The following is a 13,292-nucleotide window of genomic DNA, read 5'->3' as shown; positions in this document are numbered from 1 at the left end:
CGCTGCGTCATGGTTTGCGGTCGGAGGCATTCCGCTTTTCGCTGTCGCAATGTTCCAGAGCGACACTGCGGCGTCTCACGCCGCTCACACGAACGCCCTCGCTTCGATGAGACTCCGAGGCGCGGCGACTCGGGGGCGGCTACGCCCGGCGTTCAGGCCGGGTCCAGGTCGAAGGAACCGCCCGGAACGCCCATGCCGATGTCGAGCCAGTGCCAGACCGTCGAGTGCTCGATGAGATCAACGTTTGGCCGCGGAGCGAGCGGGCGAAGCTCGAAATTCACATAGATGACGATGTGGTCTGCGACCTGCGTCCCGCGCGAGATCGGCAGGATGGTGTACTCGTAGGGCATCGCGCCGCCATCGGCGACCTGTGCGGGCGTGATCTGCCAGAGTCCGCAGGGTTGCCTGAGGCAAGCCATCACGCTCTCATAGGCGAGCGTCTTGATCGTCGGGTCGACCAGCGCGAGATAGTCGAGGCCGGTCAGATCCGTATTGAAGAGATCGAAAAAGCCCGAGCCGACGAGCCTGAACGGCAGAGACGCCTTGTTCTGGTCGGGTTCGATGATGGCGAACCAGCGGGCGAATTTGGCGAAACGCTTGAGATCAATGGCGCTGCGGTCAGGAAAGGGGGCATCCCCCTTCGCCGCTCTCCACGCGTCCTCGAAGGCAAGGCTCTGCGCAGACCGCATCAGAGGTGCCTGTGCGGATGGTAAGCCTTCTTTGGAACGCGAGGAAAACATGTGCCCGCCCGTCTGTATCGCCCATAATCTAGCCGGGTGTTCCAAAACGGCAAAGAAAGATTCGCACCCCCGCCCCGGGAGCCTTATCGGCGGGAAATGAGAACCCAGTAGTCCAGATCGAGAATGACGCCTTCCGCATAGCCCTTTTCGAGCGGACCGGGGAAAGCGCCGCAGGGCAGATCCTTCGTCGCGATGGTGCGAAGACGGAGCGCGCCAATGTCATCGCGCCCTTCGAGCGGCGCTTTCGCCAGTACTTCCGACCATGCAAAGACCGTATTGCCCGCAAAGCAGGGCGCGACATGGCGCCCGCCATTGATCGCGGCGACCAGCACGGCATTGCCGAGCCCATTGAAGGAAAGCGCGCGGGCGAGCGAGATGACGTGGCCGCCATAGATCAGACGGCGGCCGAAGCGGCCCTGACCCTCGGTGAACTGGTTGAAGTGCACTTTCGCCGTGTTCTGATAGAGGCGCGTCGCCATCATGTGCTCGGCCTCCTCGATGGTCACGCCGTCCACATGGTCGATCTTCTCACCGACCTCGTAATCGTCCCAGAGATGGGGCGAACCGGACGCCTCGACATCGAAGCCCTTGAAGCTCACGCCCTGCGGCGCGAAGAGGCTCGATGCCTCGACGGCGGAGGCAAGCGCCGGCACCTTCGTCTCGGGCGCGGGCGATGCCTTGTCGCGCTTCCTGACCATCACCCAGCGCACATAGTCGATAACGATCTCGTCGCGCTGGTTGCGGCCCGTGGAGCGCACATAGACGACGCCGGTCGCGCCGTCGGAATTTTCCTTGAGGCCGATCACCTCGGAGACGGTCGAGAGCGTATCTCCCGGAAAGACAGGGCGATGGAAGCGGCACTCGGCATAGCCGAGATTGGCAACCGCGTTGAGCGAGACATCCGGCACCGTCTTGCCGAAGATGACATGGAAAGCAAGGAGATCGTCCATGGGCGACTGTTTGTAGCCGGCCTTGCGCGCCACCTCGTCGGAGGACTGGAGCGAAAAGCGCGAGCCGAAAAGCGCCTGATAAAGCGCGCGGTCGCCCTCGGTCACCGTGCGCGGCGTCGCATGGCGCAGAACCTGACCTATCTGGAAGTCCTCGAAGAAATTTCCGGCGTTGGTCTTGGTCATGCCTCAAGCTCCGCGATGGCGTCGGCGATGGCGACGGTGCGCTTGGCGATTTCGGCATGAAGGATTTCCACCATGCGTCCCTCGACCTTGAGCACGCCCTTGCCCTTGTTCTCGGGCAGCTCGAAAGCATCGATCGTCTTGCGCGCGAAGGCGACCGTTTCCGGATCGGGCGAGAAGATGGTGTTGCAGGGCGCGACCTGACTCGGATGGATCAGCGTCTTGCCGTCGAAGCCCATGTCGCGGCCCTGTTCGCAGATGGCGGCGAAGCCTTCCTCGTTCTTGATGTCGTTATAGACGCCGTCCAGCGCGACGATGCCATAGGCGCGCGCCGCGATGATCGAAAGGCCGAGCGAGGCGAGCATGGGCACACGATCGGCCGTATGCGCCGCGCGAAGTTCCTTGGCGATGTCGTTGGTGCCCATGACCCAGGCGGTCATGCGCGAGCGCGGCTCGGCGGCCTTGGCGCCGATGGACTGGATGTTGAGGATCGCGAGCGGCGTCTCGATCATGCACCAGAGCTGGAGCCCCTCGGCGGCGCCCGCCTGCGTCAGCGCCGTTTCGGCGCGGGCGACATCCTCGGCCGAATTGACCTTCGGCACCAGAATGGCGTCGGGCTTTGCGGCGACCGCGGCCTTGATGTCCTCGATGCCCCAGGGCGTGTCGAGGCCGTTCACGCGGATGACGATCTCACGCTTGCCATAACCGCCCTGTTTGACGGCCGCCACCACCTGGGCCCGCGCCTCTTCCTTCGCGTCGGGCGCCACCGCGTCTTCAAGGTCGAGGATCAGCGCGTCGGCGGGAATCTCGCGCGCCTTCTCCATCGCACGGGCGTTGGAACCGGGCATGTAGAGGACACTGCGGCGGGGGCGGGCGGTCACATCGGCCATATGATTTCTCCAAAGTCGGCGCTTTTCTCGCAAGAGCGAAGCGGACACTATAAACCTTGGGCGGCACTGTGAAGCGGTTTCCGGGGTGGGGCCATGAGGAGCAGGAATGGCGACGATCCTTTCCATCTCGAGCCAGGTCGTCTATGGGGCGGTCGGAAACACGGCCTCTGCCTTCGCCATGGAGCGCCTCGGCCATGAGGTCTGGGAGGTGCCCACCACCCTCCTCGCTCACCATCCCGGCTATGGCAAACCCGAAGGCGTGAAGCTCGCGCCGGACCTGATCTCAGGTCTCATCCGCTCGCTGGATGAGCGTGGCTGGCTCGCGCGCTGCGACGCGGTCTTTTCGGGTTACCTCGCCGAAGCCGATCAGGCCGATGCCGTGGCGGAAGCGGTGGAGCGGGTAAAGAGCGCCAATCCCAATGCGCTTTATCTCTGCGACCCCATCGCAGGCGACGGCAGCGTGGCTTATGTGAGCCCCGAGGTCGAGGCGGCACAGGCCGCCCTCGCGAAGAGCGCGGACATCATCACGCCGAACTGGTTTGAATTCTGCCGCCTCGCGGGCGAGACGCCCGCCGATATTCGCGCCGCGCTCCCGCTCGCGCGGAAGCTTGGGCCAAAGCTCGTCGTCATCACCTCCGCGCCCGCGCCGGAAGGCCGCGTTTCCAGCCTCGCCGTCGAGGCGAAACGCGCCTATCGCGCCGAGACCGCCTTCCATGGAGAAGCGGGGGGCGAAGCCACGCCCAAGGGAACCGGCGACCTCTTCGCCGCCGTCTTCCTTGCCCGGCTTCTCAACGGCCTCAACACGCCACAAGCGCTCGCCCGCGCCGCCGCGTCCACCGCCGCTCTCGTCAAGTCGAGCGTCGAGACGGGCCGCGCCGAACTGGCGCTCGCGCATGACCAGGCCATGCTCTCCGAGCCCGGACTATTGCCGAATATCGAGATTTTCAACTAGAAACCGATAGCGCCGAGACACGGACGCAATATATACCATATAAATATAACAGGAAATTTTCCACTTTCTTGTCAAGAATGTGACAAGAGAAAGTCCGCTTAAAGATGGCATTATCGCCTATTCTGGTGACTGGCGGCGACGGAAAATATTTTCCGTTAATTGCCGAGCTTGTTTCATCAATCCGTACACATCCAGCTGGCTCAGCCTATCCGATCGGCATTATTGATGCGGGGCTTACAGACGATCAGGTCGCAAAACTTCGCGGCGTGGGCTGCAACGTCGTAACACCGGATTGGGAGTATGATTTTCTGGCCGCAAGGAGTGGCGGTCGCACTCACCTCAAGGCGGAAATTGGCAAGGCTTTCATGCCAAAATATTTTCCCGACCACGATGTCCTGGTCTGGATCGATGCCGACGCCTGGGTGCAGGATTTCAGTGCTGTCGAGTTGCTAATCAAAGGGGCATCGCAAGGCAAGTTGGCCATAGTTCCGCAAATTGGCCGCTATTATTCCACAGAGATACGCCTTGATTGGTTCTTCGGTGGAATAGCCCGTGTGCGCAGTATGCTCTACAAGAGCGCCGCCCGCTGCGGTCTGCCGTCATCCGTATGCCAGACACTAGCCTCAAAGCCGACGCTCAATGCTGGTGTCTTCGCGCTACGCGCCGACGCGCCCCATTGGGCTCGCCTGCGCAAATGGCAGGAGATAGGCGCGAGGCGTGGCCGCGTCTTCACGTCGACGCAGCTTGCGCTCGCTCTTGCTGTGTATGAAGACGGGCTTCCCGTAGAGCTTATGCCGGAAACATGCAATTACATGGGGCCATGGAGACACGACAGCATAAGCAGCAAACTCGTCGAATATTATCTACCAAACGCACCGGTTGGCATCGTGCATCTCGCGTCTGAAAATGCCATACGCGCCGACCGCTCGGTCACAAAGAATGTACCGGGCCTCGACAACGCAACAGCGCCGATTTTCCTCCGGTGCCCAACCCTCTTGCCGGGACTTCAATAGGTTCGGCAAACGGCCTCCGGAACCGGATCAGGCCGCCTTCTTCAGGAAACGCGAGCCGAGGATTTCCGCGATCTGCACGGCGTTGAGCGCCGCGCCCTTGCGCAGATTGTCCGAGACCACCCAGATCGCGAGACCGTTATCAACGGTGGGGTCCGTGCGGATGCGGCTGATATAGGTCGCGTAGTCGCCGACGCATTCGAGCGGCGTCACATAGCCGCCATCCTCGCGCTTGTCGACGACAAGGCAGCCCGGCGCCTCGCGCAGGATTTCACGCGCCTCTTCATCGGAGATCGGATTTTCGAACTCGATGTTGATCGCTTCCGAATGGCCGACGAAGACCGGCACACGCACGCAGGTCGCGGTGAGCTTGATCTTCGGATCGAGAATCTTCTTCGTCTCGACCACCATCTTCCACTCTTCCTTCGTATAGCCATCCTCCATGAAGACATCGATATGGGGGATGACATTGAAGGCGATCTGCTTGGTGAACTTGTGCTTCTCGACCGGGTCGTTGACATAGATCGCACGGGTCTGCTCGAAGAGCTCGTCCATGCCGTCCTTGCCCGCGCCGCTCGTCGACTGATAGGTCGAGACGACGACGCGCTTGATCTTCGCGACATCGTGCAGCGGCTTCAGCGCCACGACCATCTGCGCCGTGGAGCAGTTGGGGTTGGCGATGATCATCTTCTTCGTATAGCCGGCAATCGCGTCGGCATTCACTTCCGGCACGATGAGCGGCACGTCGGGGTCCATGCGGAACTTCGACGAATTGTCGATCATGACGCAGCCGGCGGCGCCGATACGCGGCGCCCATTCGGCGGCAACCGTCGAGCCCGCCGACATGAGGCAGATGTCGGTGCCCGCGAAATCGTAATTCTCGAGCGCCTTCACCTTCAGAATTCTGTCGCCATAGGAAACTTCCGTCCCCTGGCTGCGACGCGAGGCAAGCGCGACCACCTCATCCGCCGGGAATTCCCGTTCGGCGAGGATGTTCAGCATCTCGCGGCCCACATTGCCCGTGGCGCCGACGACGGCAACTTTGTAACCCATGGTCTTTCTCCTGACGGCTCTTTACGCGTTCAGCCGGTCGAGTTCCTTGAGGATCGCATCGCCCATGGCGACCGTTCCAATCTTGGTCATGCCCGGCTGCATGATGTCGCCGGTGCGAAGACCGTTGGCAAGTACCGCGTCGACCGCCTTTTCGAGCAGGTCGGCGCAGGCGCCGCGATCGAAGGTGTAGCGCAGCGCCATCGCGAGCGAGAGGATCGAGGCGATCGGATTGGCTGCACCCGTGCCCGCGATGTCGGGCGCCGAGCCGTGCACGGGCTCATACATGGCGTTGGCCTTGCCGTTCGCATCCTTCGCGCCGAGCGAGGCCGAGGGCAGCATGCCGAGCGAGCCGGTCAGCATCGAGGCGATGTCGGACAGCACGTCGCCGAAAAGATTGTCGGTGACGATGACGTCGAACTGCTTCGGATTGCGCACGAGCTGCATGGCGCAATTGTCGGCCAGCATGTGGTCGAGCTTCACGTCCGCGAACTTCTCCTTGTGGAGCTTCGAGACCTCCTCGTACCAGAGCACGCCCGTCTTCATGACGTTGCGCTTCTCGACCGACATGACGCGGTTGCCGCGCTTGCGGGCGAGATCGAAGGCCACTTCCGCGATGCGGCGGATTTCATGCGTCGTATAGACCTGCGTGTCGACGCCACGACGCTCGCCATTGCCGAGATCGGTGATCTCTTTCGGCTCGCCGAAATAGACGCCGCCGGTCAGCTCGCGCACGATCATGATGTCGAGGCCTTCGACGATCTCGCGCTTCAGCGACGACGCGTCGGCAAGCGCCGCGAAGCAGAGCGCGGGGCGCAGATTGGCGAAGAGTTCGAGATCCTTGCGCAGACGCAGAAGGCCCGCCTCGGGACGGCCTTCATAAGGCACGTTGTCCCACTTGGGTCCGCCCACCGCGCCGAGGAAAACGGCATCCGCCGCCTTCGCCTTCTCGATGGTCGCATCTGTCACAGCGACGCCGTGCTTGTCGTAGCAGCAGCCGCCAACCAGCTCACGCTCGACGGCAACGTCGAAGCCGCGCTTCTGCTTGTACCAGCCAAGCACGCGCTCGACTTCGCCCATCACTTCCGGGCCGATGCCGTCGCCGGCCACGATCAGAATCTTCTTCGTCATTTCGCTTTCTTTCTCATCGTCATTGCCGGGCTTGACCCGGCAATCCAGAGCCACTTGCGCCGCGCTGGATGCCCGGGTCAAGCCCGGGCATGACAAAAAGGGTTACAACCAGGGCTGCTCGGCAGCGTGGCGCTTCTCATAACTCGCGATGGTGTCGACCTTCTTCAGCGTGAGTCCTACGCCATCGAGACCTTCGAGCATGCAATGCTTGCGGAAGGGATCGATGTCGAACTTGATCACGCCGCCGTCGGGGCCGTGGATTTCCTGCGCTTCGAGATCGACGGTGACGACCGCGTTCGAGCCGCGCTCAGCGTCATCCATCAGCTTGTCGACATCGGCCTGCGGCAGAACGATCGGCAGAATGCCGTTCTGGAAGCAGTTGTTGTAGAAAATGTCGGCGAAGCTCGGCGCGATCACGCAGCGGATGCCGAAATCGGCGAGTGCCCAAGGCGCGTGCTCGCGCGACGAACCGCAGCCGAAATTCTCGCCCGTGACGAGGATTTGCGCGTGGCGATAGGCCGGCTTGTTCAGCACGAAGTCCGGCTTCTCGTTGCCCTTTTCGTCAAAACGCATCTCGTCGAAGAGGTTCTTGCCGAGACCGGTGCGCTTGATCGTCTTCAGGAACTGCTTCGGGATGATCATATCGGTGTCGATATTGATCAGCGGCATGGGCGCCGCAACGCCGGTCAGCTTGTTGAACTTATCCATTGTTCTTCCTTTCTCGTCATTGCCGGGCTCGACCCGGCAATCCAGAGCCGCATGCTCCATGCCGGCCGCCTGGATGCCCGGGTCAAGCCCGGGCATGACGGTCAAAAATTAATCGAACGTCCTCACATCGACGAAGTGCCCCGCGATCGCCGCCGCCGCCGCCATGGCGGGGGAGACGAGATGCGTGCGTCCACCGCGGCCCTGACGGCCTTCGAAATTGCGGTTGGACGTCGAGGCGCAACGCTCGCCGGGGCTGAGCTTGTCGGCATTCATCGCCAGGCACATCGAGCAGCCCGGTTCGCGCCACTCGAAGCCCGCCTCGATGAAGATCTTGTCGAGGCCTTCGGCCTCCGCCTGTTCCTTCACAAGGCCGGAGCCCGGAACGACCATGGCGTTGACCGTCGGCGCGACATGGCGACCCTTGGCGATGGCGGCCGCCGCACGCAGGTCCTCGATGCGGCCATTGGTGCAGGAGCCGATGAAGACGCGGTCGATCTTCACTTCGGTGATCGGCGTGCCGGCCTTGAGGCCCATATATTCGAGCGCGCGTTCCATCGCGTGGCGCTTGCCCTCGTCAGCCGCGTTGGCCGGATCGGGGATGCGATCCGTGATGCGGATGACGTTTTCCGGGCTCGTGCCCCAAGTGATCATCGGCGGCAGATTCGCGATGTCGAGATTCACTTCCTTGTCGAAATGCGCGCCTTCGTCCGACGGCAGCGTCTTCCAGTAGGCGACCGCCTTCTCCCAGTTCTCGCCCTTCGGGGCCATGGGGCGACCCTTGAAATATTCGAAGGTCTTTTCGTCCGGCGCGATCATGCCGGCGCGCGCGCCAGCTTCGATCGTCAGGTTGCAGACGGTCATGCGGCCTTCCATGGAAAGGTCGCGGATCGCCTCGCCCGCATATTCGACGACATAGCCCGTGCCGCCCGCCGTGCCGATATGGCCGATGATGGCAAGCGCGATGTCCTTCGCGGTGAAGCCCGCCGGCGCCTTGCCGATGACATTGATGCGCATGTTCTTGGCCTTGGCCTGGATCAGCGTCTGGGTCGCGAGCACGTGCTCGACTTCAGACGTGCCGATGCCATGCGCCAGCGCGCCGAAAGCGCCATGCGTCGAGGTGTGGCTGTCGCCGCAGACGATCGTCGTGCCCGGCAGCGTGAAGCCCTGCTCCGGTCCGACGATGTGGACGATGCCCTGACGCTTGTCGCTCATCTCGAGATACTGGACGCCGAAGGCTTTCGCATTGTCGTCGAGCGTCTGCACCTGGATGCGGCTCTCCTCGTCGGCGATGCCTTTCGAACGGTCGGTCGTCGGCACGTTGTGGTCGGCGACGGCAAGGGTTTTGGCCGGCGCGTGAACCTTGCGGCCCGACATGCGCAGACCCTCGAAGGCCTGCGGGCTCGTCACCTCATGCACGAGATGGCGGTCGATATAGAGGAGGCCGGTGCCGTCCTCCTGCATGTCGACGAGATGGGCATCCCAGATTTTGTCGTACATGGTGCGGGGTGCAGCCATTTTCTTTCTCCTTTTACGGGCGCTTCGGATTGCGGTCGCGCGCACCGTTCAACGTCAAATCAGATAAGAGAGGCAGCCAAAAACGAAAAGCGGGCGTGGGGCCCGAGGCCCCAGCCCGCTTTTTGCGTCTCGTCCAATCGTCTACCGACGAAATCAGGCGGCGCCGTTCTCTTGCGAGCGGGCTTTGTTGTCCTGCTTCTTCTCGGTAATTCGAGCCGACTTCCCGCGACGGCCACGCAGGTAGTAGAGCTTCGCGCGGCGAACGCGGCCTCGGCGGACGACCTTGATCGAGTCGACCAGCGGGCTGTAGAGCGGGAATACGCGCTCGACGCCTTCGCCGTAAGAAATCTTGCGAACAGTGAAGTTCTCGTTGATCCCGCCGCCCGACCGCGCGATGCACACGCCTTCATAGGCCTGTACGCGCGAACGCTCGCCTTCAACGACCTTCACATTGACGATCACTGTATCGCCGGGCGCGAAATCGGGAATCTCCTTACCGCCGGAGAGGCTTCCCATCTGCTCCTGCTCGATCAGCTCAATGATATTCATCGGTTTAAACCTCAGGTATTGAAGGCGCCGGAGCCGGGCCCTTTCGGGGCTCTTTACGGGTAAACCCCGTCCGGAAGCGCGCTTCACTATCACACTTCAATGTCACTGGCGACTGTCTTTGGACCGACTCGCGAGAAATTTCTCCCAGAGGTCGGGTCGCCGCTCCTTCGTCAAAGCCTCGGCCATGGCCCGTCGCCAGGCCTTGACCTTCGCATGGTCCCCGGAGGTCAGAACCGCCGGGATTTCGCGCCCCTCGAACACCTGAGGGCGCGTGTACTGCGGGTATTCAAGCAACCCGCTCTCGAAACTCTCATCCTCGCCCGAGGCTTCCTTGCCCATCACACCGGGCAGAAGCCGGACCACCGCGTCCAGAAGCGCCAAAGCCGCAGGCTCCCCGCCCGAAAGGACGAAATCGCCAAGGCTCACCTCTTCCAGCCCGCGGGCCTCGATCACCCGCTCGTCGAGCCCCTCGAAACGCCCGCAAAGAAGCGTCACGCCGGGACCCGTCGCCAGTTCCCGGACCCGCGCCTGATCGAGCGGCTTGCCCCGGGGACTCAAATAAATCAACGGCTTGGCCGATCCGGTCTCGTGGACCGCATCGATCGCCGCCGCAACCACATCGGCCCGCATCACCATGCCGGGCCCACCGCCCGAAGGCGTATCGTCCACCGAGCGGTGCCTGTCCGTCGCAAAGCCACGGATATCCACCGCATCGAGCCGCCACGTTCCGGCCTCGAGCGCCCGCCCCGCCAGCGATATGCCCAGCGGCCCCGGAAACATTTCCGGGAAGAGCGTCAGGACCGTCGCTACCCACGGCTCCGGCTTCGAGAAGGGCTCAGTCATCGTCGCCCTCCCCCGCTTCGGCCTCCGGGCCTCCGTCGAAGAGACCCGCATCGAAAATTCCGAGCGGCGGGTCGATCACGATCCGCCCCGCCCCGATCTCGACCTCCGGCACATTCTCCTCCGTGAAGGGGAGATAGACCGTCGGCCCGCCTTCGGGGCGCTTGATCTCAAGGAGATCGCCCGCGCCGAAATTCTCGACCGCCACAACCTGCCCGTAGACCCGCCCGTCGGCACCCTCGGCCGAAAGCCCGATGAGGTCGCTGTAGTACCAGCCTTCCTCCTCGTCGGTCTCCGGCAGGCGCGCCCGCTCGACATAGAGCTCGGTCCCGCGCAGGGCTTCCGCCTTGTCGCGGTCGCCAATGCCTTCGAGGCGGCAGATCACGACGCCCTTGGCCCTGCCCATCGCCTCGATCCTGAAGCGGCGGTGTCCGTCCTTCGTTTCGACCGGGCCGTAGGCGGCGACCGCCTCCGGCTCTTCCGTGAAGGGCTTCACCTTGACGAGACCGCGCACGCCATGCGCGCCCACGACGACGCCGAGACAGACTCTCTTCTGCGGGCTGTCAGCCATGGTTCCGGCGAGTGCTTACGCCTCGGCCGGGGCCTCGGCAGCGGCCTTTGCTTCTTCAGCAGCAGCGGCGGCAGCGGCCAGACGCTCCTGCGCCTTCGCCTTGGGCTTCGCCTTGACCGGGTTCGCCTTCGCATCGCGCTTCAGAAGGCCGGCGGCATCGAGGAAACGCTCGACGCGGTCGGTCGGCAGCGCGCCAACGGAGAGCCAATGCTTCGCACGCTCGAGGTCGAGCACGATGCGATCCTTGCTGTCCTTCGCCAGGAGCGGATTGAACGTGCCGATCTTTTCGATGAAGCGGCCGTCGCGGGGCGAACGCGTGTCCGCGATCACGATGCGGTAGAACGGACGCTTCTTGGCACCGCCACGGGCGAGCCTGATCTTGAGAGCCATGTTTTTTGCCTTTCAGTGAAACTCGAAACTTCTGAACTCATGCGCCAGACCCGGCGCGAAACTCACTTCTTCTTTTTGCCGCCCGGCAGGCCGGGAAGGCCGCCACCGGGGAAACCGCCGCGCCCGGGAAGCCCCGGAAGACCGGGAAGCTTCGGCAGACCACCGGCGCCGAGGCCGGGAAGACCGCCGGGCATTCCGCCCCCCAATCCACCTGGGGGCAGCATGTCTTTCAGCGCATCGGGATTGCTTGCCAATTCAGGCGGAAGTTCGGGCATGCCGCCGCCGAAGAGCTTGCCGAGAAGGCCGCCGCCCTTCTGCCGCGCCATCATCTTCATCATGTCGGCCATCTGGCGATGAAGCTTGAGGAGGCGATTGATCTCCTGCACTTCGGTGCCGGAGCCCGCCGCGACACGGCGCTTGCGGCTCGCATTGAGGAGCGCCGGATTGCGGCGCTCGGCCTTGGTCATCGAGGAGATGATGGCCGCCTGACGCTTCACCACGCTGTCGTCCATATGCGCATTGGCCATCTGCGCCTGCGCTTTCGCGACGCCGGGCAACATGCCGAGAACGCCCTTCATGCCGCCCATGCGCTTCATCTGCGCGAGCTGCTCGGCCAGATCGTCGAGGTCGAACTGACCCTTCTTCATCTTGGCGGCGATCTTCTGCGCCTTTTCGGCGTCGATCGTTTCCGCCGCCTTCTCGACGAGGCTGACGACGTCGCCCATGCCGAGGATGCGGCCCGCGACGCGATCGGCCTTGAAATCTTCCAGCGCGTCGAGCTTTTCGCCCGTGCCGAGAAGCTTGATCGGAACGCCGGTGACGGCACGCATCGAAAGCGCCGCGCCGCCGCGTCCGTCGCCATCCGTCCGCGTCAGGACGATGCCGGTGACGCCGATGCGATCCTTGAACTGCTGCGCGACATTGACAGCGTCCTGACCGGTCAGGCTGTCGGCAACGAGAAGCGTCTCATGCGGCTGCGCGACGTCGCGCACTTCCGCGACTTCCTGCATCAACGCTTCGTCGATATGGATACGGCCCGCCGTATCGAGCATGACGATGTCGTAGCCGCCGAGCCTTGCGGCCTCGATGGCGCGGCGAGCGATCTGCACGGGCTGCTGGCCCGCGATGATCGGCAGCGTGGCAACGCCCGTCTGCTCGCCGAGAATCTTCAGCTGCTCCTGCGCGGCCGGACGGCGCGTATCGAGCGAGGCCATGAGAACGCGGCGCTTGTCGCGGTTCTCGAAGCGCTTGGCGATCTTGGCGGTCGAGGTCGTTTTGCCCGAGCCCTGAAGGCCGACCATCATGATGGCGACAGGCGGCGCGGCATGGAGCGAGATCGACGTGTCGCCCGCCCCGCCCAGCATCCCCACCAGCTCGTCATGGACGATCTTGATGACCTGCTGGCCCGGCGTGATCGACTTCAGCACCTCGACGCCGACCGAGCGCTCTTTCACCTTGTCGATGAAATCCTTGACCACAGGCAGCGCCACATCCGCTTCGAGCAGCGCCCGGCGGACTTCGCGCATGGCTTCGTCGACGTCCTTCTCCGAGAGCGCGCCGCGCCCTCTGAGTTTCGTAAAGACGTCGCCGAGGCGACCTGTCAGATTTTCGAACATGAGGCTCTCGCCATACCGTTCAGATCAATGGCCCGCTCAGATGAATGGGCCGTTCACACAAAGCAAAAACGCACCCGCGAGCGAATATCGCCGGCGGATGTTGACCCGGGCTCAATGCCTCGGGCGGATCGGGGCGCAACAATGTCCCGAAAGTTGGGGCGGAAACTAGGGCCGCAGGCCTGAAGAGTCAATCCGGGGGT

Annotated in this window: 14 protein-coding genes; 2 read left to right on the top strand and 12 right to left on the bottom strand. The window is 63.2% G+C overall.

What is annotated here, in order from left to right:
- Positions 1–152 precede the first annotated feature (152 nt).
- The 3 genes from ABFC66_RS03285 to ABFC66_RS03275 all read right to left on the bottom strand — a co-directional run bounded on the left by ABFC66_RS03285 (position 153) and on the right by ABFC66_RS03275 (position 2,760).
- Positions 153–689 (bottom strand): PAS domain-containing protein, encoded by a 537-nt coding sequence (locus tag ABFC66_RS03285; protein ID WP_346739518.1) that lies wholly within the window; start codon positions 687–689, stop codon positions 153–155.
- Positions 690–823: 134 nt separating this feature from the next.
- Entirely contained in the window at positions 824–1,873 is a 1,050-nt protein-coding gene (locus ABFC66_RS03280; protein WP_346739517.1) for a MaoC family dehydratase, read from the bottom strand.
- A complete protein-coding gene (locus tag ABFC66_RS03275; RefSeq protein WP_346739516.1) occupies positions 1,870–2,760 on the bottom strand; it encodes a CoA ester lyase in 891 nt (296 codons plus the stop codon). The genes ABFC66_RS03280 and ABFC66_RS03275 overlap by 4 nt, the downstream gene beginning before the upstream one ends.
- A 106-nt stretch (positions 2,761–2,866) precedes the next feature.
- Between ABFC66_RS03275 and pdxY the strand changes: the two genes are divergently transcribed.
- Together pdxY and ABFC66_RS03265 are read left to right on the top strand one after the other, a co-directional pair.
- Positions 2,867–3,712: a pyridoxal kinase gene (gene pdxY / locus ABFC66_RS03270; protein WP_346739515.1), complete on the top strand. Its 846-nt coding sequence runs from the start codon at positions 2,867–2,869 to the stop codon at positions 3,710–3,712.
- A 104-nt stretch (positions 3,713–3,816) separates the two neighbouring features.
- Positions 3,817–4,725, top strand: a complete 909-nt coding sequence (locus tag ABFC66_RS03265) for a hypothetical protein (RefSeq protein ID WP_346739514.1) — start codon at positions 3,817–3,819, stop codon at positions 4,723–4,725.
- A 27-nt stretch (positions 4,726–4,752) separates the two neighbouring features.
- Here the strand turns inward: ABFC66_RS03265 and ABFC66_RS03260 are convergent, their stop codons facing one another.
- From ABFC66_RS03260 to ffh, 9 genes are all read right to left on the bottom strand, one after another.
- On the bottom strand, positions 4,753–5,775 hold the full coding sequence (locus ABFC66_RS03260; protein WP_346739513.1) for an aspartate-semialdehyde dehydrogenase: 1,023 nt from the start codon (positions 5,773–5,775) through the stop codon (positions 4,753–4,755).
- A gap of 21 nt (positions 5,776–5,796) precedes the next feature.
- Positions 5,797–6,903, bottom strand: a complete 1,107-nt coding sequence (gene leuB / locus ABFC66_RS03255) for a 3-isopropylmalate dehydrogenase (protein ID WP_346739512.1) — start codon at positions 6,901–6,903, stop codon at positions 5,797–5,799.
- A 102-nt stretch (positions 6,904–7,005) separates the two neighbouring features.
- Complete coding sequence (gene leuD / locus ABFC66_RS03250) at positions 7,006–7,611, bottom strand: 3-isopropylmalate dehydratase small subunit (protein ID WP_346739511.1); 606 nt, start codon at positions 7,609–7,611, stop codon at positions 7,006–7,008.
- 108 nt (positions 7,612–7,719) lie between these two features.
- Entirely contained in the window at positions 7,720–9,126 is a 1,407-nt protein-coding gene (gene leuC, locus ABFC66_RS03245; RefSeq protein WP_346739510.1) for a 3-isopropylmalate dehydratase large subunit, read from the bottom strand.
- 153 nt (positions 9,127–9,279) lie between these two features.
- Positions 9,280–9,675 (bottom strand): 50S ribosomal protein L19, encoded by a 396-nt coding sequence (gene rplS, locus ABFC66_RS03240; protein ID WP_346739509.1) that lies wholly within the window; start codon positions 9,673–9,675, stop codon positions 9,280–9,282.
- 102 nt (positions 9,676–9,777) lie between these two features.
- Positions 9,778–10,518, bottom strand: coding sequence for a tRNA (guanosine(37)-N1)-methyltransferase TrmD (gene trmD, locus ABFC66_RS03235; RefSeq protein ID WP_346739508.1), 741 nt, complete (start codon positions 10,516–10,518; stop codon positions 9,778–9,780).
- Complete coding sequence (gene rimM / locus ABFC66_RS03230; protein ID WP_346739507.1) at positions 10,511–11,086, bottom strand: ribosome maturation factor RimM; 576 nt, start codon at positions 11,084–11,086, stop codon at positions 10,511–10,513. Before rimM ends, trmD begins: the two co-directional genes overlap by 8 nt.
- Positions 11,087–11,101: 15 nt before the next feature.
- Positions 11,102–11,476 (bottom strand): 30S ribosomal protein S16, encoded by a 375-nt coding sequence (gene rpsP / locus ABFC66_RS03225; RefSeq protein WP_346739506.1) that lies wholly within the window; start codon positions 11,474–11,476, stop codon positions 11,102–11,104.
- Between the two features lie 62 nt (positions 11,477–11,538).
- Complete coding sequence (gene ffh / locus ABFC66_RS03220) at positions 11,539–13,092, bottom strand: signal recognition particle protein (protein WP_346739505.1); 1,554 nt, start codon at positions 13,090–13,092, stop codon at positions 11,539–11,541.
- Positions 13,093–13,292 lie beyond the last annotated feature (200 nt).

Origin of the sequence: Parvibaculum sp. (genome assembly GCF_039680535.1) — a bacterium.
Taxonomy (GTDB): Bacteria; Pseudomonadota; Alphaproteobacteria; order Parvibaculales; family Parvibaculaceae; genus Parvibaculum.
Note: the sequence above shows the minus strand (reverse complement) of the source record. Positions and strands in the feature narration are given on the sequence as shown.